Annotated in this window: 20 protein-coding genes; 12 read left to right on the forward strand and 8 right to left on the reverse strand. The window is 63.4% G+C overall.

Annotated features, from left to right (window positions below; all coding sequences use genetic code 11):
• Window positions 1–2 precede the first annotated feature (2 nt).
• The gene (gene cobS / locus JQ629_RS22395; protein WP_212270165.1) at window positions 3–1001 is read right to left on the reverse strand and encodes a cobaltochelatase subunit CobS; all 999 of its coding nucleotides are present in this window, start codon (window positions 999–1001) and stop codon (window positions 3–5) included.
• A 311-nt stretch (window positions 1002–1312) separates the two neighbouring features.
• Here cobS and JQ629_RS22400 point away from each other — a divergent pair, with 311 nt between their 5' ends.
• Entirely contained in the window at window positions 1313–1975 is a 663-nt protein-coding gene (locus JQ629_RS22400; protein WP_212270164.1) for a DedA family protein, read from the forward strand.
• On the opposite strand, the gene JQ629_RS22405 is transcribed toward JQ629_RS22400, so the two are convergent.
• On the reverse strand, window positions 1968–3182 hold the full coding sequence (locus JQ629_RS22405; protein WP_212270163.1) for a citrate synthase family protein: 1215 nt from the start codon (window positions 3180–3182) through the stop codon (window positions 1968–1970). The genes JQ629_RS22400 and JQ629_RS22405 overlap by 8 nt on opposite strands.
• 74 nt (window positions 3183–3256) lie before the next feature.
• Here JQ629_RS22405 and JQ629_RS22410 point away from each other — a divergent pair, with 74 nt between their 5' ends.
• On the forward strand, window positions 3257–4348 hold the full coding sequence (locus tag JQ629_RS22410; protein WP_212414485.1) for a citrate synthase/methylcitrate synthase: 1092 nt from the start codon (window positions 3257–3259) through the stop codon (window positions 4346–4348).
• Window positions 4349–4488: 140 nt separating this feature from the next.
• Here the strand turns inward: JQ629_RS22410 and JQ629_RS22415 are convergent, their stop codons facing one another.
• The gene (locus JQ629_RS22415; RefSeq protein WP_212037041.1) at window positions 4489–5145 is read right to left on the reverse strand and encodes a J domain-containing protein; all 657 of its coding nucleotides are present in this window, start codon (window positions 5143–5145) and stop codon (window positions 4489–4491) included.
• Between the two features lie 108 nt (window positions 5146–5253).
• Here JQ629_RS22415 and JQ629_RS22420 point away from each other — a divergent pair, with 108 nt between their 5' ends.
• From JQ629_RS22420 to JQ629_RS22430, 3 genes are all read left to right on the forward strand, one after another.
• Window positions 5254–5532, forward strand: coding sequence for a BolA family protein (locus tag JQ629_RS22420; protein WP_212414486.1), 279 nt, complete (start codon window positions 5254–5256; stop codon window positions 5530–5532).
• Window positions 5533–5565: 33 nt separating this feature from the next.
• Window positions 5566–6081, forward strand: a complete 516-nt coding sequence (locus tag JQ629_RS22425; protein ID WP_212414487.1) for a P-loop nucleotide/nucleoside kinase family protein — start codon at window positions 5566–5568, stop codon at window positions 6079–6081.
• 148 nt (window positions 6082–6229) lie between these two features.
• Entirely contained in the window at window positions 6230–6673 is a 444-nt protein-coding gene (locus JQ629_RS22430) for a hypothetical protein (RefSeq protein WP_249135211.1), read from the forward strand.
• Window positions 6674–6803: 130 nt separating this feature from the next.
• On the opposite strand, the gene JQ629_RS22435 is transcribed toward JQ629_RS22430, so the two are convergent.
• From JQ629_RS22435 to JQ629_RS22445, 3 genes are all read right to left on the reverse strand, one after another.
• The gene (locus JQ629_RS22435; protein WP_212270157.1) at window positions 6804–8150 is read right to left on the reverse strand and encodes a hemolysin family protein; all 1347 of its coding nucleotides are present in this window, start codon (window positions 8148–8150) and stop codon (window positions 6804–6806) included.
• A 64-nt stretch (window positions 8151–8214) separates the two neighbouring features.
• On the reverse strand, window positions 8215–9357 hold the full coding sequence (gene aroB / locus JQ629_RS22440; RefSeq protein WP_212414488.1) for a 3-dehydroquinate synthase: 1143 nt from the start codon (window positions 9355–9357) through the stop codon (window positions 8215–8217).
• Window positions 9354–10031 carry a shikimate kinase gene (locus JQ629_RS22445; protein WP_212414489.1) on the reverse strand — a complete coding sequence of 226 codons (678 nt, stop codon included), beginning with the start codon at window positions 10029–10031 and terminating at the stop codon, window positions 9354–9356. The genes aroB and JQ629_RS22445 overlap by 4 nt, the downstream gene beginning before the upstream one ends.
• Window positions 10032–10220: 189 nt before the next feature.
• Between JQ629_RS22445 and JQ629_RS22450 the strand changes: the two genes are divergently transcribed.
• From JQ629_RS22450 to JQ629_RS22465, 4 genes are all read left to right on the forward strand, one after another.
• Window positions 10221–10367 (forward strand): histidine kinase, encoded by a 147-nt coding sequence (locus JQ629_RS22450; RefSeq protein ID WP_209839018.1) that lies wholly within the window; start codon window positions 10221–10223, stop codon window positions 10365–10367.
• A gap of 17 nt (window positions 10368–10384) precedes the next feature.
• Window positions 10385–11380: a site-specific tyrosine recombinase XerD gene (xerD, locus tag JQ629_RS22455; RefSeq protein ID WP_212414499.1), complete on the forward strand. Its 996-nt coding sequence runs from the start codon at window positions 10385–10387 to the stop codon at window positions 11378–11380.
• 187 nt (window positions 11381–11567) lie between these two features.
• Entirely contained in the window at window positions 11568–12530 is a 963-nt protein-coding gene (locus JQ629_RS22460) for an acetyl-CoA carboxylase carboxyltransferase subunit alpha (protein WP_212270154.1), read from the forward strand.
• A 289-nt stretch (window positions 12531–12819) separates the two neighbouring features.
• Entirely contained in the window at window positions 12820–14328 is a 1509-nt protein-coding gene (locus JQ629_RS22465) for a L,D-transpeptidase family protein (RefSeq protein WP_212414490.1), read from the forward strand.
• Between the two features lie 164 nt (window positions 14329–14492).
• Here JQ629_RS22465 and secA read toward each other — a convergent pair whose 3' ends face one another.
• Window positions 14493–17330, reverse strand: coding sequence for a preprotein translocase subunit SecA (gene secA / locus JQ629_RS22470; protein WP_212414491.1), 2838 nt, complete (start codon window positions 17328–17330; stop codon window positions 14493–14495).
• A gap of 363 nt (window positions 17331–17693) precedes the next feature.
• Between secA and JQ629_RS22475 the strand changes: the two genes are divergently transcribed.
• The gene (locus JQ629_RS22475) at window positions 17694–18608 is read left to right on the forward strand and encodes a peptidylprolyl isomerase (protein ID WP_212414492.1); all 915 of its coding nucleotides are present in this window, start codon (window positions 17694–17696) and stop codon (window positions 18606–18608) included.
• A gap of 163 nt (window positions 18609–18771) precedes the next feature.
• Complete coding sequence (gene argJ, locus JQ629_RS22480; RefSeq protein WP_212414493.1) at window positions 18772–20013, forward strand: bifunctional glutamate N-acetyltransferase/amino-acid acetyltransferase ArgJ; 1242 nt, start codon at window positions 18772–18774, stop codon at window positions 20011–20013.
• A gap of 113 nt (window positions 20014–20126) precedes the next feature.
• Here the strand turns inward: argJ and JQ629_RS22485 are convergent, their stop codons facing one another.
• On the reverse strand, window positions 20127–21452 hold the full coding sequence (locus JQ629_RS22485) for a TadE/TadG family type IV pilus assembly protein (protein ID WP_212414494.1): 1326 nt from the start codon (window positions 21450–21452) through the stop codon (window positions 20127–20129).
• 152 nt (window positions 21453–21604) lie between these two features.
• Between JQ629_RS22485 and JQ629_RS22490 the strand changes: the two genes are divergently transcribed.
• Entirely contained in the window at window positions 21605–22015 is a 411-nt protein-coding gene (locus tag JQ629_RS22490) for a (deoxy)nucleoside triphosphate pyrophosphohydrolase (RefSeq protein WP_212414495.1), read from the forward strand.
• The last annotated feature ends 422 nt before the right edge of the window (window positions 22016–22437 follow it).

Raw genomic sequence — 22437 nt, forward strand, 5'->3', positions numbered from 1 at the left:
GGCTAGCTGAGCGCCACGTTGACCGAACTCTCGGCCAGCTCCGCGTTGAAGCAGCGCTGATAGAATTCAGCCACCAGCGGCCGTTCCAGCTCGTCGCACTTGTTGAGGAAGGTAACGCGGAACGCAAAGCCGATGTCGGAGAAGATATCGGCGTTCTCCGCCCAGGTGATCACCGTACGCGGGCTCATCACCGTCGAGAGGTCGCCATTGGCGAACGCGTTACGGGTGAGGTCGGCGAGCCGCACCATCTTGTTGACGATGTCGCGGCCTTCCTGCGTGCGATAGTGCTTCGCTTTGGCGAGTACGATCTCGACTTCCTCGTCATGCGCCAGGTAATTCAGCGTGGTGACGATCGACCAGCGGTCCATCTGGCCCTGGTTGATTTGCTGGGTGCCGTGATAGAGCCCCGACGTATCACCAAGACCGACCGTGTTGGCGGTCGAGAACAGGCGGAACGACGGGTGCGGCTTGATCACCTTGTTCTGGTCGAGCAGCGTCAGGCGGCCGGAGACTTCCAGCACGCGCTGGATCACGAACATCACGTCGGGGCGCCCGGCGTCATATTCGTCGAACACCAGCGCGATGTTGTGCTGCAGCGCCCAGGGCAGAATGCCGTCGCGGAATTCCGTGACCTGCTTGCCGTCACGCACGACGATGGAGTCCTTGCCGACCAGATCGATACGACTGATATGGCTGTCGAGGTTGACGCGCACGCAAGGCCAATTCAGCCGCGCTGCGACCTGCTCGATATGGGTCGATTTACCCGTGCCGTGATAGCCGGTGACCATGACGCGGCGGTTGTGGGCGAAACCGGCCAGGATCGCGAGCGTGGTGGCACGATCGAAACGGTAATCCGAATCGACGTCCGGCACGTGCGGGTCAACTTCGGAATAGGCAGGCACTTCGAGATCGGTATCGATTCCAAATACCTGCCGGACCGACACCTTCATATCGGGCAAACCGACGGGCTCAACAGTTTTGTGCATGGCGGCGGTCGTCATCAATCCTCCGAGGTCCCGGGCGCTCCCGAAACCAGATTTGTTGAATGGCTGCGGATGGGTGTTGCCACAAACCTAGCAGAGTGCAACGGCCGGCAGAAGCCCGCCGCGCAATGAAAGTTCCGCTGCCTTATCATTGAGATAGGTACTGAACTCGATTTTTGGAGGGCAGCCCTGCGAATCACGCCGTACTTTTGCCCGGCGGCCGGGCCAGCCCGCCGCGGAACCGACACCTCGGGACGGCCCTTCCCGCCCCCTTGGCGAGTTGTTAGGTCTGGGAAACAGGCAACCCACGCGGCTGAAACGGGAATTTTGTGGCCTCCTTCCTCGACCCTCTGATCGCATTTGTCTCGGCCCATCCGTGGCTTGCTTACCTGACGCTGTTCCTCGCCGCCCTGCTGGAAGCTGTTCCGGTGGTCGGCTCGCTGGTGCCGGGATCAACCATCATCCTCGCCTTGAGCGCGCTGGTGCCCGGCGGCGAACTGAAATTGTGGGCGGTGCTGGCGGCGGCGATTGCCGGGGCCGCACTCGGGGACGGCACCGCGTTCTGGGTTGGCCATCGTTCGCAGCGCGAGATTCTCAGCGTCTGGCCGCTGAAGAACTACCCCGCCGTGGTGGCGCAAAGCGAAGCCTTCTTCCAAAGCCGTGGCGCGCTTGCGGTGTTCTTTGCGCGCTTTGTGCCGCCGATCCGCGCCTTCGTACCGGTCACGGCGGGCGCGCTGGGCATGCCGCCGCTGCGGTTTTACGGCGTGAATATTCCGGCCATCCTGGTCTGGGCGATGGCGCATGTGCTGCCGGGCGTATTCGCGATCTCCGTGCTGCACGAATATTTCGGGCTGCCGCATCATCACGGCACGGCCAAGCATCTCTGGATGCTCGCGGTGCTGGGCGGTGCGCTGGTTGCAGCGCTTGCGATCTGGATCATCCGCCGTCGCCAGGGCGGCGGCGTCATCGAGCCGGCCAAGCCGGTCAAGTAATCCGGGCGCGTCCCGGGGCGGGGCCGACATAGCGCGCACGCGGGCGAATCAGCCGCTCCTGGCGCAATTGTTCGCTCGCATGCGCGATCCATCCGACCGTGCGGGCCATCGAAAACAGCACCAGTTCATGGCCCGGCGGCAGGCCCAGCGTGTGCACGAGCACCGCCAGCGCATAGTCGATATTGACGAATTCGCCGGTCGCTTCCGCAATGCGTTCCGGGATTTCGTGAGTCAGTTTGCGCTCTGCGCCCGAGCGCGCCAAAGCCTCCAGCAAGGCCTGCGCGCGGGGATCACCGAGCTTGTAGACGCCGTGGCCGAAGCCCGCGAAACGCTCGCCCAACGCCACCCGCTCGCGAATCAGGGGCGCGACGTCGCCCTTCGCCAGCGTCTTGAGCAGCTGCGCCGCCAGCACGCCGGCGCCGCCATGCTTGGGACCTTTCAGGGCAACGAGGCCTGCAATCATCGCGTCGTAGAGATTGAGGCCCGTCGAGGCCGCGCAGCGCACGGTGAAGGTCGAGGCGTTCAATTCATGATCCGCCAGCAGCACCAGCGCGCGGCGGATCAGATCGGCGGCGTGCTTGTGATCGGGCGCCCAGGCCCTGGCGATCTGCAGGTGCAGCGGCTGCGGCGAGGTCTTTGCGTTCAGCATGGTTGCGACCACCAGACGCAGGATGCGGCCGCCGACCATCGCGCGGCCCTCGGGCGCGCGGGTAAAGGCGCGTGGATCGGCAACGGCCGCGAGCGCCAGCACCGCAATGGCGCGATCGATCGCGTTGGCGCCGCGGGCGGCCTCGGCCACCGCGCGCATTTCATCCGAGATCGACGGGCAATTGTCCGGAGCAAACGGATCGACGCCGGTGACGTCCCACAACAGCGTCGCGGCGTGTTCGAGCGTATCGCGCTCGGCGAGATCGACGCAGTTGACGCCGCGATAGATCGGGCCGTCCTCGGTGATGGTCGCGATCGCCGAATCCATCACGGGCAAATCCGCATCGAAACTGCGCATCCCGCGCGGCTCCGGCGCCGGCGCCCGCCGCTCCTTGAGCGTGCGGACGTCCTCGGCCCGGTAGCGATGGCTGCGCGAATCGGCCGACGGCTCGGAGCGGATCAGGCCGCGGCTGACATAGGCGTAGAGCGTCGCCTGCGAGATCGCGAGTTCGGCGGAGGCCTCGCGGGCCGAGAGATAAAGGCCGGCGGATTTTTTCATATTGATTTACATAATCAAGATTGATCAATCTGTCGAGAGGACCCACCTTTGCGGTGCACAAAGGAGATCCGACCATGAACATTCAGCTTTCAAAGACCCCGATCGGCCTCGATGGCGTCCCCGCCGCCGAAACCGTGCTGAGCCACGTCGATGGTGAGCGCGGCGAACTGATCATTGCCGGCGAGCGCGTCGGCGAACTGGCCCGCAAGACCGGGTTCGAGGGGGTGACCGCCCGGCTGTGGAGCGGCGGTACCGGCCAGCCGGTCGGCGAGGCCGCGGTGCGTGCCGCGCTTGGCGCCGGGCGCGAACGCGCCTTCACCCGGCTGCCGGAGTTGCTCGGAATCACACAAGGCCTGTCGATCGTCGATGGTTTCCGCGCAGCCATCGCGGGTCTGCGCGCGGAAGCGGGATTGACGCACGAGGCCACCATTGTCGGCGCATTTCCTGTCATCGCAGCCGCGCTGGTGCAGCGCGCCAAAGGCAATGATCCCGTGATGCCCGACCCGACCGCCAGCCATGCCGCCGACACGCTGGCGATGATGCTCGGCCGCAAGCCCGACGCGCGCGAAGCCGCGGCGCTCGACGCCTATTTCGTCACCGTGTGCGACCACGGCATGAACGCCTCGACCTTCACGACGCGCGTCATTGCCTCGACCCATGCCGATCTGTTTGCGGCGGTGACGGGCGGCTATTGTGCGCTGACGGGGCCGCTGCATGGCGGCGCGCCGGAGCCGGTGCTGGAAATGCTCGACGCCATCGGCTCGAGCGAACGCATCAAGCCGTGGGTCGACAGCGCACTGGCGCGCGGCGAGCGGCTGATGGGCTTTGGTCACCGCGTCTATCGGGTACGCGATCCCCGCGCCGACGTACTCAAGGGCGCCATCGAACGGCTCGCCGGCGGCGGCATGGATCTGCCGTTCGCGGGCGAAGTCGAGGCCTATATCCGCGACGCCTTGAAGCGCAAAAATCCGGACCGGCCGCTCGACACCAATGTGGAGTTCTTCACCGCGATCCTGCTCGACGCGCTGAAAATCCCGCGCCAGGCATTTACGCCCATATTTGCGGTGGCGCGCGCCGCCGGCTGGACCGCGCACGCCCGCGAGCAGCAGCGCACCGGGCGGCTGATCCGGCCGAGTTCGGCTTATATCGGGCCGATGCCGGCGTGACTCTAACCACGCGTCGTCCCGGCGAAGGCCGGGACCCATACGCCGCGGCCGGCATTTGTGGAAAAAGAAGATAACGACCAGCGTGCAAAACAAGGACCGCTGGTGGCTATGGGTCCCGGCGTTCGCCGGGACGACGATGACTACGCGCCGCGCACGACCGTCTTGAGATAATTATACGCCTTGATGATCTCGATCAGGCGATCCTCGGTGGAGCGGTCGCCGCCATTGGCGTCGGGATGGTGCTGCTTCACCAGCAGCTTGTATTTTGCCTTCACCGTTTCCAGCGTCGCATCGGGGCCGAGCCCCATCACCTGCAGCGCCTTGCGCTCGGCGTTCATCACTTTTCGGGTTTCGGGCTTGGTCTCGCCGGCAGCGCCTCCCGGACCGGGCCGCCAACGGCCGCGGCCGTTGAGCTCCGAGAACATGCTGAACGGATCGGAAGCGGCGTCGATATCGGGCTCGGCGCCGGCCTTGCCCTTCTTGCCGCCGTTGGCGCCCATCTTCCAGGTCGGGCGATGGCCGGTCAGCGCATCCTTTTGATAGCGCGCGACCGAGTCGGCGCTCATGCCCTGGAAGAAATTGTAGCCCTGATTGTATTCGCGGACGTGGTTGAGACAGAAGTGCCAGTACTCTTTCGAGTTCTCGCGGCCCTTGGGCGCGCGGTGCGGGCCCTTGTTCTTGCACTCCGGCCATTCGCACATGGCGGATTCTTCGCGCGCCGCAGCCTGCTGCTTCGCGCTCAGCTTGTTGGGCTTGATGCGAATGGAGTCGAAGAATTTGGATGAATCGATTGGCATGGCTGACTTTGACTACGCAATGCCCATGGCTTCAAGTCTTGACATTGCGAATACCTCTGTTCCGATCCGGCATTGACGAAAAACTGTCCCGGACGTAATGCCGCCGTCATGAGCACCAAGGACGATATCATAAACAAGTTGAGTGAAGCTTTCGCACCCGAAAGCCTCGACGTAACGGACGAATCACATCTGCATGAGGGCCATGCCGGCCACAGGCCGGGCGGCGAGACGCATTTTCGGGTATATATTGTGTCGCCGGCCTTCGAAGGGAAGAGCCGGATCGAACGTCATCGCATGGTCAATGCGACGCTCGAGGCGGAACTGAAGGGGTCCGTGCACGCGCTGGCGATCAAGGCGCAGGCACCCGGGGAAACTACGGGCCGCTGATTTTATCACCCCTGCCACAGATATAAGCGTCCGATGACCACGCTGAAGCTCATTGTTTTGGCCGGGCTTCCCGGTTCCGGGAAGAGCACGCTGGCGGAAGGCCTTTCCCGGCATTTTTCGCTGCCGCTATTGTCGGTCGATCCGATCGAGGCGGCGATGTGGCGCGGCGGCCTCTCCCGGGATCAAACGGGGATCGCGACCTATGAGGTCGCACAAGCTCTGGCAGCAGAACAATTGCGGCTCAATCATTCCGTCCTGATCGACGCGGTCAATCCGGTCAAGGCCCCGCGCGCGGCGTGGCGAAAGCTTGCGGCAAAATATCGCGCGGATTTGAAGATCATCGAATGCATCTGCGTCGACCAGGCGATCCACCGCCGCCGTATCGACGCCCGTATCCGCAATATTGACGGGATGGCCGAGATCGAATGGGCCAGGGTCGAACAACGGCGTGCCGAATATGAGGCCTGGACCGATGCAAGGCTGACGCTGGATACCTCGGCGGAGCCGCCGGAACGGTTGCTCGCGGAAGCGACCCGCTATCTGGCCTGAGCGTACGCCATGCCGACGCGAAGATCGACGCAGGACGGTGGCAGCGCTTTCATCTTTGTGAGACAATCAGTCGCGCGATGGTGCGGTTTCCATGAGTCCGCGGGGTCGGACTGACCCCGATGCCATCGCCATGTGATGGGGTCGTCCGATGCGCTATTGGGCACATCAGGGGTTGGCGGCAGCCGTTGCGGCGTTGCTGGCCACGTGTCCCATCGAGGCTTTCGCGCTCGACATGCCCGGTCCCGCCGCCCAGGAGGTGCTGGTGAAAAGCATCCTGGTGACGCTGAACGACGCGGTCGCCGCTGACAATTTCACCATTCTCCACGCCAAGATCTCAAAACCGTTTCGCGAGCAGTTCCCGCCGGAAAAGCTGCGGGCCGTGTTCAAGGACCTGGTCGAAAAGCACGCCGTGTTCGACGCCGTGGTGGCGCAAAAATTGATTCCCGACGAAGACGCCAGGATCGACGAACAGGGCGTGTTGAAACTGAAAGGCCGTTTCCAGACGGCCCCCAAGCAGGTCAAATACCAGCTTGGCTTCATCGAATCCGAAGGGACGTGGAAGCTCAGCGGCGTATCAATCGATATTGAATAGAAATGCCTGAAGGCGGCGCGTGGCGCTCAAGATTCCTTTGTTTGACGCGTTTTCTACCGCAGATAAGTCTACGCAATCTGCGTAAACTTGATTGCTATGCGAACCGGTATCCACTTCGCTCGAAAACGCTCTAGAACGCCGTACCCGCCCGCCTCGGCTTCTGTTCTTCGGCCTCGCGCGGCACCGGCACGATCCGCAGGGCGGTGATGCGGTTGCGCTCGCGGCGCAACACGCGGAAGCGGAAGCCATGAAACGTAAAACTCTGGCCGCGCTCGGGGATTGAACGCGCCTCGTGAATCACGAGACCGGCGATCGTGGTCGCCTCCTCGTCGGGCAGATGCCAGTTCATGGCACGGTTGAGATCGCGGATCGGCACCGAACCATCGACCACCACGGAGCCGTCGGGCTGGGCGCGGACGCCGGCCACGACCACGTCGTGCTCATCGGAAATGTCGCCGACGATTTCTTCCAGGACGTCTTCCAGCGTCACCATGCCTTCGACTTCGCCATACTCGTCGACGACGAGCGCAAAGTGGGTTTTGCGGCGGCGGAACGCCTTGAGCTGTTCGGACAGAGGCCGCATCTCCGGCACGAACCATGGCGGCAGCATGATGGCCGCAACGTTGATACGCGAGGTATCGCCGTCGGAGGCGCGGATCGCGCGCAGCAGATCCTTGGCGTGCAGCACGCCGATGATGTTTTCCGGCTTGTCGCGCCACAGCGGGATGCGGGTGTATTCGGTCGCCAGCACCTCGCGCACCAGTTCGTCCGGCGGCAGATCGGCATTGATCATCACCATGGCGGTGCGGTGGACCATGACGTCAGACACGGCGAGGTCGCCAAAGCGGAAAACATTGTGGATGTATTCGGCCTCGCCGCTTTCGATGCCGCCGTGCACGGCCGATTCCTCCACCAGCCCCTCGATCTCGGAGTCGGTGAGGATCTCATGCTGTGAGGATTCCTGCACGCCGAGCAGGCGCAAAATTCCGCGTGACGCGCTGTTGAGGAGCCAGTTCAGCGGCCAGAAAACCAGATAGGACAAATAGAGCGGATACGCGATCCATTGCGAAACCGGCATCGGCTGCCTGATCGCCAGCGTCTTCGGCACCTGCTCGCCGATCACGATGTGCAGCGAGGAGAACACCAGGAACCCGGCGATGAACGACACGAAGTGCAACGTGGCTTGCGACATTCCGAGCGGGATCAGCAACGGCTCGAGCAGCGCCGAAACGGTGGGCTCGCCGACCCAGCCGAGGCCGAGCGAGGCCATGGTAATGCCGAGCTGGCAGCACGCGAGATAGGCCTCGATGTTGCCCATCATGCCCTGCAGCAGGCGCGCGCCGAACCGGTCCTGCTCGACCATCGCCCTGATGCGAAACCCCCGGCTCTTCACCAGCGCAAACTCGGCCGCCACGTAGAACGCGTTGGCGGCGAGCAGGAGGAACGCAAGCAGCAGATTGAACGCGGTCGAACTCATGACTGCCTCGCGACGGCACCAAGCCCGCGCGACGGCTCCATGATGCGCCCTGACAGTCCCGTTCTCATTCCGACAGCTTCTGTTGCAGGAAGTCGCGAACCGATGCCGGTTCGACGTCGTTTGCGATCACCGCGCGGCCGACAGCCTCCAGCAGGATGAAGGTGAGCTTGCCGCGCTTGACCTTCTTGTCCTGCGCCATCAGCGCCATCAGCGTATCGGCATCCGCCAGCCCTTCCTGGGCGAAGCCGGCGACGTCCTGTAACCGGGTCGGCAGGCCCACCGAAGCCAGATGACGCTCGACGCGTGCGGCGTCGGCTGGCGAGATCATGCCGAGCGTGGCTGAAAATTCCGCCGCCAGCACCGTGCCGATGGCAACGCCCTCGCCGTGGAACAGGCGATCGGAAAAGCCGGTTGCGGCTTCCAGCGCATGGCCGAAGGTATGGCCGAGATTGAGCAGCGCGCGTTCGCCGGTTTCGCGCTCGTCGCGCGACACGATCGCGGCCTTGGCGCGGCACGAGGTGGCAATCGCATGCTCGCGCGCCGCGCTGCCGGAGAAGATGCCGGAGTGACTGGTCTCGAGCCAGGCGAAGAAGGCTTCATCACCGAGCACGCCATATTTGGCGACTTCGGCATAGCCGGAGCGGAACTGGCGCGGCGACAGCGAGTCCAGGACGGAGGTGTCGGCGATAACGAGCACCGGCTGATGAAACGCGCCGAGCAGATTTTTTCCCTGCGGCGAGTTGATCCCGGTCTTGCCGCCGACGGAGGAATCCACCTGCGCCAGCAGCGAGGTCGGCACCTGCACGAAATCAACCCCGCGTCGCAGGATCGCCGCGGCGAATCCCGCAAGGTCGCCGACGACGCCGCCGCCGAGCGCGACCACGAGGTCGTTGCGCTCGATTTTGGCTGCGATCAGCGCCTCGGAGACCTTCTCCAGTCCGGCATAGGTTTTCGACCCCTCGCCTTCCTCCACGATGACATGCGACGTCGGGATGCCGGCCGCGGCCAGCGACGCTTGCGCTGGTTCGAGCCAGTGTTTGGCAACGGTGCGGTCGGTGACGATGGCGGTGCGCACGCCCGGCCGCAGCGCGGCGATCCGCGCGCCCAGAGTCTGCAGTACGTCGCGGCCGATGATAATATCATAGGCGCGGTCGCCGAGTGCGACGTCGACGGTGATGGGGTCAGAGTGTTTCAGGGGTGCCGTCATGAGGTAGCGCTTATCCCGTCCGTTGGTGCCGTCGTTGCTGTCGTCGTTGACTCTTCAGTCGTTGACTCCTGGGCTGGCGGCGCGGCGTGGCCACACAACCTGCCGCGCAGGGCGTCCATGCATTCATCGACAATCCGGTCATGCGGCACGTCGCGCGACAGGATCGTCAGATCAGCCCCCTGATAGAGCGGCTCGCGGGCTTCGAGCAGGCGGGCGACCGTCGCAACCGGATCCTCGGTCTGGAGCAGCGGCCGGTCTGCGCGACGCTTGACGCGCTTCATGATCACGTCGATGTCTGCCTTGAGCCAGATCGACACCGCCTTGTCGGCGATCCTCTTGCGGGTTTCCTCGCGCTCCGTGAAGGCGCCGCCGCCAGTCGCGATCACGGCCGGCCCACTGTCGAGCAGCCGCGCGATCACCCGGGCCTCGCCATCCCTGAAATAGAGCTCGCCATGGGCCGCGAAAATGTCCGGTATCGACATGCCCGCCGCGGCCTCGATCTCGATATCGGCGTCGAAAAACGGCAGCCGCAGCCGCGCCGCCAGCCGACGGCCAATGGTGGATTTGCCGGCGCCCATCATGCCGACAAGCACGATCGAACGCCGCCCCAGCGCCGCCGCGATCTCGGCCTCCTGGGGGGTGCTTGCTGGTGCCGGTATGGCGGTCTCGGGCATCCCAAACTCTGTCAGCTGCGGATTTTCCGCGTTTCTGCGCCACCTATACTACCGCCGCCGATACCCATGCCAGAGACTCTTGCAACGCCAAGGGGAACATGTAGGTAGTCAGGTGCGTCCAACCCCGATGATTTCAATGGTTAATTCGCGGCCCAAGGTCACTCTCAAGCCCGCCCTCAAGGCGCCCTGATGCCCAGTCTGTTCCGCTTTTTGACGGTCGTCGGCATTATCGCCGGGATCGGCTATGGCGTGGTCTTCGCCCTGGCGAATTTCGTCAATCCGAAGCCACGGGAAATGATCGTGACGATCCCTCCGGATAAGTTCCTCAAGAAATAGGCGCTATGGTCTCAAGGATGGGCCCCAGGAACACTTCCAAGACCACTTCGAGCAAGACCACTTCGAAGACGAATTCAGACCCAAAGCTGACCAACCTGTTCCTCGACATGCTCGCGGCGGAACAGGGGGCGGGCGACAATACGCTCGACGCCTATCGCCGCGACCTCACGGATTTTTCCGAATTTTTGGGCCGCGCCGGCCAAAGTTTTGCCGGTGCCGAGACCCAGACGCTGCGGGACTATCTCGCTGATCTCGATTCCCGCGGCTTCAAATCCACTACCGTCGCGCGGCGTCTCTCCGCGCTGCGGCATCTGTTCCGCTTCCTGCTCAACGAGCGAATCCGCAGCGATGATCCTGCGGCGATTCTGTCCGGTCCGAAACGCGGCCGCAGCCTGCCCAAGGTACTGTCGATCGCGGACGTCGACCGCATGCTGACGCGGTCCAAGGAGCTCACCGAAACCGACGCCTCGCCTCAGCAGCGGCTTCGCGCGCTGCGGCTGCATTGCCTGCTCGAAGTGCTCTACGCCACCGGCCTGCGCGTTTCCGAACTGGTGGCGTTGCCGCTGTCGGCGGCGCGCCGCGACGCCCGCATGATCGTGGTGCGCGGCAAGGGCAACAAGGAACGGCTGGTACCGCTGAACGAGGCGTCGCGGCAGGCGATGGCCGATTACCTCGCCGCGATGGAAGCACTGAAGCCCGAGAAGAAGAAAAACGCCCCCGCCTCGAAATGGCTGTTTCCCTCCTTCGGCGAAAGCGGACATCTGACGCGACAGCATTTCGCGCGCGACCTCAAAGAGCTTGCATCCGCCTCGGGGCTGGCGCCGCGGCTGGTCTCACCGCATGTGCTGCGTCACGCCTTCGCCAGCCACCTCCTGCACAACGGCGCCGACCTGCGCATCGTGCAAACGCTGCTCGGCCACACCGATATTTCAACCACGCAGATCTATACCCATGTGGTCGAGGAGCGGCTCAAGAGCCTGGTGCGCGACCTGCATCCGCTGGCGGAGAAGTAGACTTCCGCGTATCCAGCAAGTATGCCGCCTTGACTTCGACGCCTTCTCCCCCGAAACAGCCTCACTCTATCGCTACCCGCCATGGGCCTCCGCCCAGAACGTCAGCTAAATCGTTGAAGAGACTAATCTTCTTTCTCAAAGACGAAACCACTTCGCCCGCAGCTAAGTTCCTCCCTATATTGGTTTGATGCCGGATCAGATGCGCAGCTACCTCGACTTCGAAAAACCCGTCGCCGAACTCGAGGCCAAGGTCGACGAGTTGCGCGCGCTGGCTGCGACCGGCAGCGACATCGGCGATGAGATTGCGCGAATCGAGGACAAGGCGTCGCAGGCGCTGACCGACCTCTATGCCAGCCTGACGCCATGGCAGAAGACGCTGGTGGCGCGCCATCCGCAGCGGCCGCACTTCACCGATTTCATCAACACGCTGATCACGGAATTCACGCCGATGGCGGGCGACCGCAAGTTCGGCGAGGACGAAGCGCTGATGGGTGGCTTCGGCCGCTTCCGCGGCGAAGCCATCTGCGTGGTCGGCCAGGAAAAGGGCGCCACCACCGAAAGCCGCATCAAGCACAATTTCGGCATGGCGCGCCCTGAAGGGTATCGTAAAGCCGTTCGCCTGATGGAGTTGGCCGACCGGTTCGGCATCCCCGTGCTGTCGATCGTTGATTCGGCCGGCGCCTATCCCGGCATCGGCGCTGAGGAACGCGGACAGGCGGAAGCCATCGCGCGGTCCACCGACGCCTGCCTGTCGCTCGGCGTGCCCAATGTCGCGATCATCACCGGCGAAGGCATGTCCGGCGGGGCGATTGCGATCACCACCGCCAACCGCGTGCTGATGTTCGAACACGCGATCTACAGCGTGATCTCGCCTGAAGCGGCGTCCTCGATCCTGTGGCGGGACGGCACCAAGGCCCAGGAAGCCGCCACCAGCATGAAGATCACCGCCCAGGACATGCTGCGATTCGGCGTCATCGACCAGATCCTGAAAGAGCCCCCGGGCGGCGCCCATCGCGACCCCGCCGCCATCATCGCCTCCACCGGCGATGCCATCGCCCAGGCCTTCAACGACCTCCGCAACCTCGATGCGGATGCGGTGCGCAAGCAGCGGCGGCAGAAATTCCTCGATATCGGCCGCAAACTGGGCTGAACGGGCTCGATTCCCTGCCTTTTGGGGAGATCAAGCGGTTGCGAGCCGCTAAAGCGGCAGGCCCGATCGCAAAATCGCCGATTTTTCGCCAAATCGTTGAATTTAGCCGCAATTATGCCCCGACCGCGTTCTTTAAGGTCTGTTGACCATGCCCGCCAAGGTACTGGCTTGTGCGGCGGGTTCGAGTTGCGACAAATCGGCCTAAAGGGTAAGATTTTATACATCGGCTTCAGGGCATGACGCTGTGGTTGGGGTGCGAAAATTGCCCGATGGGTGTGGAGCTTAGCTTTTGATTTATCGCTCGCTGGTTCGCGCGCTCATCACGTCGGCTGCCCTCGCGGCCAGCGTCATGCTGGCCGGCTGCAATAGCGACGAGATTTCGCTGGCCAACAATGCCAAGGCCAACCAGCCGGTTCCGCCGAAACTGATCGCGGACATGGTCGCCAAGGATATGGACCTGAATTCTCCGATCCTGGTCCGGCTGTTCAAGCAGGAAGCCGAACTCGAAATCTGGAAGCAGGATCGTTCCGGCCGCTTCGCGCTGCTGAAGACCTATCCGATCTGCCGCTGGTCGGGCGATCTCGGACCGAAGATCAAAGAGGGCGACCGCCAGGCGCCGGAAGGCTTCTATTCGATCTCGCCGGCGCAGATGAATCCGCAGTCGGCCTACTATCTGTCGTTCAACACCGGCTATCCCAACGCATTCGACAAGGCGCTCGGCCGCACCGGATCGCAGCTGATGGTGCATGGCGACTGCTCCTCGCGCGGCTGCTACGCGATGACCGACGAGCAGATCGCGGAAATCTATTCGCTGGGCCGCGAATCCTTCTTCGGCGGCCAGAAATCGTTCCAGCTGCAGGCCTATCCGTTCAAGATGACGCCAATCAACATGGCGAAGCATCGCAACAATCCGAACATGCCGTTCTGGAGAATGATCAAGCAAGGCTACGATCATTTCGAGGTGACGAAGCACGAGCCGAAGGTCGATTTCTGCGAGAAGAAATACGTGTTCGACGCCATCAGGGCGCCCAACGCCACGCGCGACCCGGTGTTCGACGCGTCGGGCAAATGCCCGGCCTATGCAATCCCCGAGGGAGTCGCCGACGCTGTGCGCGAGAAGCAGCAGACCGAGGCCGCGGAAACCGCCAAGCTGATTTCCAAGGGCACGCCGGTCGCGCGGCTCAACACCGGCATCGACGGCGGCATGCACAAGATATTCGCCGCGCGCGTTCCTGAAGCCAGCACCGGGCTCTCGGAAGGCGGCGACAGCCAGGGACTGGCGGCGCTCTCGCTGGCCCGCGCCCCCGGCACCATCCCCTCCCACGTCAACCCGCCGCGCGCGCCTTCCGACAATCTCCTGCTCGGCGCGCCGCAGGAGCCGAAGCTTGCTGCGGTCGCCAGCGCGCCAACAGCCGGACCGACAGCCTCGACCCCGGCCCCGACACGGGTCGCCAACGCCGCGCCGGCCGCACAATCCGACGGATGGTTCTCCAGCCTGGCCCGCAAGGTCGGCATTGGCGGCGGCGATGCAACCGCGAGCACCTCAAGCACACCGCCGCCCGCACCCGCGAAGCCGAAAGTTATCGAGGCCAAGCGGTCCGAGCCTGCGCCCCGCGCAGAGGCTGCGGTACCGAAGACGTCAGCGCCGAAGGCCGAACCAAAGCAAGCCGCAACCCGGCCGCCGCTGAAACCGTCGGTGACCGATACCCCGGCTCCGGCCGCTCCCGCGCAGGTCGCCGGATCGGCGCCGATCGTCTCGTCGAACTCGTTCGACAGCCGCTTCGGGGCGGTGAAGTAAATCGCTGTCGTCCCGGCGAAGGCCGGGACCCATAGCCACCGATCTCAATGTTGCGCGAAATTAGTGGGGCTTTGGTCCCATCCATAACCAACATTCGTGGTTATGGGTCCCGGCCTTCGCCGGGACGACGATAGAGGCGCCGTCAGCGCACGATCACGAGCAGCTCAGCCGTACTTCCCGTGGCAGTGCTTGAACTTCTTGCCGGAGCCGCAGGGACAATCCTCGTTGCGGCCGACCTTGCCCCAGGTGGCGGGATTTTTGGGATCGCGGTCGGCGGCGCTGACCTCGGGCACCAGCGAGGCATTGGCGAACGCCATCTCGTCTTCGCCGGTGTCCGGATTGAGCTTGTGCGCTTCCATCACCGGCAACGCCGGCTGCGCTTCTTCCGGCGGAACGATCTCGACCCGCATCAACTGCGCCGTCACCGCCTCGCGCAGATGCGCGATCATCGCCTCGAACAGGCTGAAGGCTTCCGACTTGTATTCCTGCAACGGATCGCGCTGGCCGTAGCCGCGTAGGCCGATCACCTGGCGCAGATGGTCGAGCATCACCAGATGCTCGCGCCAGAGATGATCCAGCGTCTGCAGCAGAATGGTCTTTTCGACGTAGCGCATCACGTCGGGGCCCCATTGCGCGACCTTGGCCGCCATGTGCTCGTCGACATGCCTCTCGATGCGCGCCAGCAATTCCTCGTCGGCGATGCCCTCTTCCTTGGCCCATTCATCGACCGGCAGGTCGACGTCGAGCACGCGCTTCAATTCGTCCTTGAGGCCGGTGACGTCCCACTGCTCGGCATAGGCATGCTCGGGCACGTGCTTGGTCACGACATCCTCGACGAAGGCGTGGCGCATGTCGGCGACGGTCTCGGCGACGCTGTCGTCCTTCATCAGGTCGACGCGCTGGTCGAAGATCACCTTGCGCTGGTCGTTCTGGACGTTGTCGAATTTGAGCAAATTCTTGCGGATGTCGAAGTTGCGCGCCTCGACCTTCTGCTGCGCCTTCTCCAGCGCCTTGTTGATCCAGGGATGGATGATCGCCTCGCCCTCCTTGAGGCCGAGCCGCGTCAGCATGGTATCGAGCCGGTCGGATCCGAAGATCCGCATCAAATCGTCTTCCAGCGACAGGAAGAATTTCGAGCGTCCGGGGTCGCCCTGACGGCCGGAGCGGCCGCGCAGCTGGTTGTCGATGCGCCGCGATTCATGGCGTTCCGAACCCATGATGTAGAGCCCGCCGGGCTTGGTGATGGTCTTGGCCGGCTTCGAACCCTTGGCGGGTTCGATTTCGACGACGTCTTCAGCCTTCAGCACGATCTCGCGGAAACGCTCGATGTCGGCCTTGATGAGTTCGATCTTGGCGGCCTTCTCGGCCTCGTCGGTGATGTGCGCGGTCTCCTGCAGGATCCGCATCTCGAGCGAACCGCCGAGCTTGATGTCGGTACCACGGCCGGCCATGTTGGTCGCGATCGTGATCGCGCCGGGGACGCCGGCTTCCGCGACGATATAGGCTTCCTGTTCGTGGAAGCGCGCGTTCAGCACTGCGAACAGTTTCGCAGGCTTGCCCGCGCGCGCCGCGGCATAGAGCTTCTCCATACCGGATTCCGAGCCGAAATCGATCTGCTTGTAGCCGTGGTTCTTCAGGTACTCGGCCAGCACTTCCGACTTCTCGATCGAGGCGGTGCCGACCAGCACCGGCTGCAGCCGCGCGTTGGCGCGTTCGATCTCGGCAAGGATCGCGGCGTATTTCTCGGTCTGGGTGCGGTAGACCTCGTCGTCCTCGTCGAGGCGCGCCACCGGCACGTTGGTCGGGATTTCGACGACCTCGAGCTTGTAGATGTCGAACAATTCGTCGGCTTCGGTCAGCGCGGTGCCGGTCATGCCGGCGAGCTTGGCGTACATCCGGAAATAGTTCTGGAAAGTGATCGAGGCCAGCGTCTGGTTTTCCGGCTGGACCTGGACATGCTCCTTGGCTTCCAGCGCCTGGTGCAGGCCTTCGGAATAGCGCCGGCCCTGCATCATGCGGCCGGTGAATTCGTCGATGATGATGACCTCGCCGTCGCGGACGATGTAGTCCTTGTCGCGGTTGAACAGCGAATGGGCGCGCAGCGCCTGATTGATGTGGTGAACCACCGAGACGTTCTCGACGTCGTAGAGCGACTCGCCCTTGAGCTGGCCGGCGTCACGCAGCAGGGTTTCGATCTTCTCCATGCCGGCTTCGGTCAGCGTCACCGTGCGCTGCTTCTCGTCGACGTCGTAATCGGTCTTGTCGAGCTTGGGCAGGAAGGTGTCGATGGTGTTGTAGAACTCCGAGCGGTCGTCGAGCGGGCCGGAGATGATCAGGGGCGTACGCGCCTCGTCGATCAGGATCGAGTCGACTTCGTCGACGATGGCGTAGAAGTGGCTGCGCTGGACCATGTCCTCCAGGCGGTACTTCATGTTGTCGCGCAGATAGTCGAAACCGTATTCGTTGTTGGTGCCGTAGGTGATGTCGCGCGAATAGGCTTCCTTGCGCTCGGCATCGTCGAGGCCGTGGACGATCACGCCGACGCTCAGTCCGAGGAAATTATAGATCTGCCCCATCCATTCGGAGTCGCGGCGGGCGAGGTAGTCGTTGACGGTGACGACGTGGACGCCCTTAGCCGCCAGCGCGTTGAGATAGACCGCAAGCGTCGCGACCAGCGTCTTGCCTTCGCCGGTCTTCATCTCGGCGATGTCGCCCTCGTGCAGAACCATGCCGCCGATCAGCTGGACGTCGAAATGGCGCTGGCCGAGGGTGCGCTTGGCCGCCTCGCGCACGGTGGCAAAGGCCGGAACCAGGAGTTCGTCGAGCGTCTTGCCGTTGGCGAGTTGCTCGCGGAACTCGGCGGTGCGGGCCTTCAGCGCCTCGTCCGACAGCGCGGCGAGCGTGGGCTCGAGCGCGTTGATGGCGTTGACACGGGACTGGTATCCCTTCACCCGCCGGTCATTTGCGGAGCCGAAAAACTTGCGGGCGAGCGCGCCGATCATGCCGAGTTCCTGTCTATGCCGTGTCTTGCTAAGCCGTGTCTTGCGTTGCAGCCGTGACGTGATCCACCAAGTTGCCTATCAACTCACCGTGACGCGTCGCGGCAAACGCCCCGATCCGGGGGTCATCCGCCAAGTGAGTGGGATTCAGGCAAGCTAAGGTTCAACGGCAAAAAGCCCAGTAAAATAAGCGCTATCGCCATCGATTGGTTCCGGCAGAGATATGGCTGGGCCACAGGCTTGTCAACGTCGCCAAGATGTCAAGGAATTCATCATTTTGACAGACTTTTCGCGTTGCCAAGGTGCCATGATTGGGCGAGTGTCCCGCCGCCTTTGGCATTCCCATCTTCAAGACAAGGATTTTGCATGACCTTCCCGTTCCCGGAAACGAAAACCGGCCTGCGCTTCGGCTTGGCCTCCCTGGCCCTGACGACCTGCCTGGCTGCGGTTCTGGCCGCCGGCCTGCCGGCCCGCGCCCAGGACAACCCCGTTCTGGCGAAGGTTAACGGCGTGGAAATCCGTCAGAGCGACGTCGCGCTGGCCGAAGAGGAACTTGGCCCCAGCCTCGCCCAGATGGACCCGGCGACCAAGAAGGACAACGTGCTGGCGTTCCTGATCGACCTCAAGATCGTCGCCAAGGCCGCCGAGGATAAAAAGGTCGAGAATTCCGAGGACTTCAAGCGGCGCATAGCGTTCGCGCGCAACCGTCTTTTGATGGACAGCCTGCTGGCCACCGAAGGCAAGGCGGCAACCACCGACGAGGCCATGAAGAAGGTCTATGAGGAGGCCTCCAAGCAGATCACCGGCGAAGCCGAAGTCCACGCCCGGCACATCCTGGTCGAGACCGAGGACGAGGCCAAGGCGATCGCCGAAGAGCTGAAAAAGGGCGCCGATTTCGCGGATCTCGCCAAGAAAAAGTCCAAGGACCCCGGCGCCTCCGACGGCGGCGACCTCGGCTTCTTCACCAAGGAGCAGATGGTGCCGGAATTCTCGGCGGTGGCGTTCGTGCTCGAGCCCGGCAAGATTTCCGATCCCGTCAAATCGCAGTTCGGCTGGCACATCATCAAGGTCGAGGAAAAGCGCAACCGCAAGGCGCCCGACTTCGAGCAGGTCAAGCCCCAGATCGAAACCTACGTGACGCGCAAGGCGCAGGCCGATTACGTGGCGAAGCTGCGCGAAGCCGCCAAGGTCGAGCGCATGGACAAGACGGCCGAGCCGGCGGCGAAGCCTGCCGAGGCTGCCAAGCCGGACGCCTCCAAGATGGCGCCGGCGAAAAAGTAAAATTCGCTGTCACTTCGGTGAAGCCAATAGTATCTAAAGTCGTCATGGCCGGGCTTGTCCCGGCCATCTACGTCTTTAGGCATCGCTGAGCGAGACAAGGGCGTGGATGGCCGGGACAAGCCCGGCCATGACGATCCATTTTTCTCTTCCCGGATGCGCCCCCATGTCATCAGCCGTTTCCCCCCTCGCACCAACCGAAGTCCCCGACATGCCCGTGATCGCGGGCGTGCGGCTTGCCACGGCCGCCGCCGGCATCCGCTACAAGGGACGCACCGACGTGCTGCTCGCGATCATGGACAAGGGAACGAATGCGGCCGGTGTCTTCACCCAATCGAAATGCCCGAGCGCCCCGGTGGAATGGTGCCGCGCCCAACTCAAAGGCGGAGCAGCGCGCGCGCTGGTGGTGAATTCCGGCAATGCCAATGCCTTCACCGGCAAGACCGGGCGGCAGGCCACGACCTTGACGGCGTCGATTGCCGCCAAGGCGGTCGGATGCAAACCAAATGAGGTGTTTCTCGCCTCCACCGGCGTGATCGGCGAGCCGCTTGACGCCACCAAATTCGACGGCGTGCTGGGCACGCTGGCCGACAGCGCTGCGCCTGCGGACTGGATGGGCGCGGCCCGGGCGATCATGACCACCGACACCTTCCCGAAGGTCGCGACCGCGACCGTGAAACTCGGCAAGGCGAAGGTCACCATCAACGGCATGGCCAAGGGCGCCGGCATGATCGCGCCCGACATGGCGACCATGCTGTCCTTCGTGTTTACCGACGCGCCGCTGTCGTCGGCCGTGCTGCAATCGCTGCTCAAGAGCGGCGTCCAGGATACCTTCAACGCCCTCACCATCGACAGCGACACCTCGACATCGGACACGCTGCTGGCGTTCGCCACCGGAACGGCCGCCGCCCACGGCGCCCCAAAAATCACGCGCGCCAGCGATCCGAGGCTGAAAGCCTTCACCAAGGCGTTCCGCGCGGTGCTCGCCGATCTTGCCGAGCAAGTCGCCCGCGACGGCGAAGGCGCGCGAAAACTGGTCGAGGTCATCGTCGAGGGCGCGACCACCAGCATTTCGGCGCGCCGGATCGCGATGTCGATTGCGAATTCGCCGCTGGTCAAGACCGCGATCGCCGGTGAGGACGCCAATTGGGGCCGCGTGGTGATGGCGGTCGGCAAGGCCGGCGAGCCCGCCAACCGCGACAAGCTGTCGATCTCGTTCAACGGCATCCGCGTCGCCAAAAGCGGCGCGCGCGATCCGTCCTACAACGAGGCGGAGGTTTCCGAGGCGATGAAGAGCCCGAAGATTCAGATCAAGGTCTCCCTCGGCCTCGGCAAGGGCCGCGACCGCGTGCTGACTTGCGACCTCACCAAGGAATACGTCGCCATCAACGGCGACTACCGGTCGTAGGCGCGTTTCGTCATTGCGAGGAGCAAAGCGACGAAGCAATCCACAGTCGCTATGCCGCGCCATGGATTGCTTCGCTTCGCTCGCAATGACGGGATTAACTAGTTGAGCGTGTCCTAGCCGCTGATCCGGGCGTCGGCGATGGCCTTCTTGAACAGCGCGTTCATCGCTTCCGCAATGCCCTGCGTCGGGCTGACCTCGAAATACAATCCGGTCGAGGCGCAGCTCTGCATGTTCTGCGCGATCTGGCTGTTCGGCGACGGCCCGTAGGGCCCGGTATTGAACGGCGCGATCCACGAGTTGTACCAGGCGTTGGTCGGCAGCGCGAGATAGGTGGTGTAGAGCACCGCGATCTTGATGCCGCGAGACTTGATCGCCGTGCAGAGCGCCGCGTTGAGCGGCGACTGGCAGCGTCCGCTGCTGGTGGTCGGCTTGATGCACGTTCCCGGATTGTACTCGTCGGCGACGCCGTCAGACACGAAGAACAGATACTTCAGCGGCGCCGAGGACGTGCCGGCGCCGGGCGCGCTGATCGCGCTGTTGATCGCGGGTATGATGCTGGTGAACTGGGTGTCCTGATCGTTGTTCTGGTTCTGACCGTTGACGGTCATCAAGTCGATGTTGCCGGCCGCGCTCTTGGCGCTCGACAGGCTGGACGACAGCGAAAACAGAGCTCTTAGCCCGGCCGAGCCCGCAGATGCGCCAAAATCGTAGATCGCCATCCGGAACTGGCTCGAATAGGTCTGGGTAGCGGCCGCGGTGTCCATCAACTGCTCGGTCGCGCTGCGCAGCACGTCGATCCGCGTAGTCACGCCGAGGGTTTTTGCAAGCTTGTAGTAGTTATTGTTGTTATTGAGATCGTGACAGGCAAACGCACACTTGTCCGACGTATTGTTGACCATCTTGCTTACATCGGCCGGCGTCGCGCCGACGCCCATCGATGGCGAATTGTCCATCAGCAGATAGAAATCGATATAGAGCGGCATGCTGGTGGTGGCGGTCGACGCGCCGGTCACGGTGACACTGGTCTTGCCTATCACGCCGAGGAACAACATCGGAACCGTGGCGGAGAACTGAACCGTCGAGGTGATGACGCTCCCGGCCTTGGTCATTGCCGGCGTCATGCTGTTGAGCGTGTAGCCGGTGACGCCGTTCATGTTGGCGTTGAAGATGTTGGTGGCATCGGTGACGCCGGCCGGGATCGGCCCATCCGAGGTCATCGATCCCGCGGCGATGAAGCCGGGCGCGCTCTTGGCGACCGAGCCCACGCTGGCCGCGTCGATCGCCGCCTGCAATTTGCTGCGCAACTGGGTGGCCCGCGAATAGTCGACCGCACATCCGACCGCCGATATGATGGGCAGCGCCGCGATCGCAAATATCACGGCGATATTGCCGGAGCGGTCGCGACGAAAGCGGTTGAGCAGAGAAGTAAAAGCGCGCATAGGATGCCTGTTCTGGGCCCGAACTGGACACACCCTGCCAACATCAGATTAAATTTGGGTTCCCGAGCCGCAAACAAATCGTTTGGCGACATGAGGTTGGCTCGTTAATGAAATCTTCCACGCCTGCCCAAAAATCTTGCAAACAGCCCCTCATGGCCGACATCAAACTAACCCTCGTGGTTGCCTGCGCGCTGGTCGACGCCGACAAACGGGTGCTGCTGGCGCAGCGTCCGGAAGGCAAAGCGCTCGCGGGCTTGTGGGAATTTCCCGGCGGCAAGGTCGAGCCCGGCGAACGCCCCGAACAGACGCTGATCCGCGAACTGCATGAGGAGATCGGCATCGATGTCAGCGAGCCATGCCTGGCGCCGCTGACCTTTGCGAGCCACGCCTACGAGACCTTCCATCTCTTGATGCCGCTCTACATCTGCCGGCGCTGGGAAGGCCAGGTGATCGCACGCGAAGGCCAGCAACTGGCCTGGGTGCGCGCGGGCAAACTGCGCGCCTACCCGATGCCGCCCGCGGACATTCCGCTGATCCCGCATCTGCTGGACTTGCTGTTGTGAGGTGAGCGAGCGAGCTCATACATAATTCTCTCGTCGTCCCGGCGAACGCCGGGACCCATACGCCGCGGCGGCCGTGGTAACCGAAGGTCTCTAATGCCAGCGCTCCAACCGATGGGCCGCGGCGTATGGGTCCCCCGATGCGCAATTGCGCATCTGAGCTCAAGGCCGGGACGACAGCGTATTTGTAGCTGCACCGCGCTCCAAACGCACCTTCGCATTCTCGCGACGCATTGCGCCCGAGCTTTGCCAGAAATTCCTTGCCCTCCAATCAGAGGGCGCAGGGAATGCCGGATGCGCGCTGCACCCGCGGTCTCATGTGCGATTGTGCATAAGAATGCTGCACATGAGCATACAGGGCAGCGGAGAGCATCCGACATTCCCTGCGCAATGGCTTTACGGCTTATAACGCGCTCTCCCCGGTG

The organism is Bradyrhizobium sp. AUGA SZCCT0222, assembly GCF_018130205.1.
Classification (GTDB): Bacteria; Pseudomonadota; Alphaproteobacteria; order Rhizobiales; family Xanthobacteraceae; genus Bradyrhizobium.

Coding starts and splice junctions, on each gene's coding strand:
- JQ629_RS22435 (WP_212270157.1), bottom strand. CDS start 8,150: ATGAGTTCGACCGCGTTCAATCTGCTGCTTGCGTTCCTCCTGCTCGCC.
- JQ629_RS22485 (WP_212414494.1), bottom strand. CDS start 21,452: ATGCGCGCTTTTACTTCTCTGCTCAACCGCTTTCGTCGCGACCGCTCC.
- JQ629_RS22490 (WP_212414495.1), top strand. CDS start 21,605: ATGGCCGACATCAAACTAACCCTCGTGGTTGCCTGCGCGCTGGTCGAC.
- JQ629_RS22450 (WP_209839018.1), top strand. CDS start 10,221: ATGCCCAGTCTGTTCCGCTTTTTGACGGTCGTCGGCATTATCGCCGGG.
- aroB (WP_212414488.1), bottom strand. CDS start 9,357: ATGACGGCACCCCTGAAACACTCTGACCCCATCACCGTCGACGTCGCA.
- JQ629_RS22415 (WP_212037041.1), bottom strand. CDS start 5,145: ATGCCAATCGATTCATCCAAATTCTTCGACTCCATTCGCATCAAGCCC.
- cobS (WP_212270165.1), bottom strand. CDS start 1,001: ATGACGACCGCCGCCATGCACAAAACTGTTGAGCCCGTCGGTTTGCCC.
- JQ629_RS22460 (WP_212270154.1), top strand. CDS start 11,568: ATGCCGGATCAGATGCGCAGCTACCTCGACTTCGAAAAACCCGTCGCC.
- xerD (WP_212414499.1), top strand. CDS start 10,385: ATGGGCCCCAGGAACACTTCCAAGACCACTTCGAGCAAGACCACTTCG.
- JQ629_RS22445 (WP_212414489.1), bottom strand. CDS start 10,031: ATGCCCGAGACCGCCATACCGGCACCAGCAAGCACCCCCCAGGAGGCC.
- JQ629_RS22425 (WP_212414487.1), top strand. CDS start 5,566: ATGACCACGCTGAAGCTCATTGTTTTGGCCGGGCTTCCCGGTTCCGGG.
- JQ629_RS22410 (WP_212414485.1), top strand. CDS start 3,257: ATGAACATTCAGCTTTCAAAGACCCCGATCGGCCTCGATGGCGTCCCC.
- JQ629_RS22475 (WP_212414492.1), top strand. CDS start 17,694: ATGACCTTCCCGTTCCCGGAAACGAAAACCGGCCTGCGCTTCGGCTTG.
- JQ629_RS22420 (WP_212414486.1), top strand. CDS start 5,254: ATGAGCACCAAGGACGATATCATAAACAAGTTGAGTGAAGCTTTCGCA.
- secA (WP_212414491.1), bottom strand. CDS start 17,330: ATGATCGGCGCGCTCGCCCGCAAGTTTTTCGGCTCCGCAAATGACCGG.
- JQ629_RS22405 (WP_212270163.1), bottom strand. CDS start 3,182: ATGAAAAAATCCGCCGGCCTTTATCTCTCGGCCCGCGAGGCCTCCGCC.
- JQ629_RS22430 (WP_249135211.1), top strand. CDS start 6,230: ATGCGCTATTGGGCACATCAGGGGTTGGCGGCAGCCGTTGCGGCGTTG.
- argJ (WP_212414493.1), top strand. CDS start 18,772: ATGTCATCAGCCGTTTCCCCCCTCGCACCAACCGAAGTCCCCGACATG.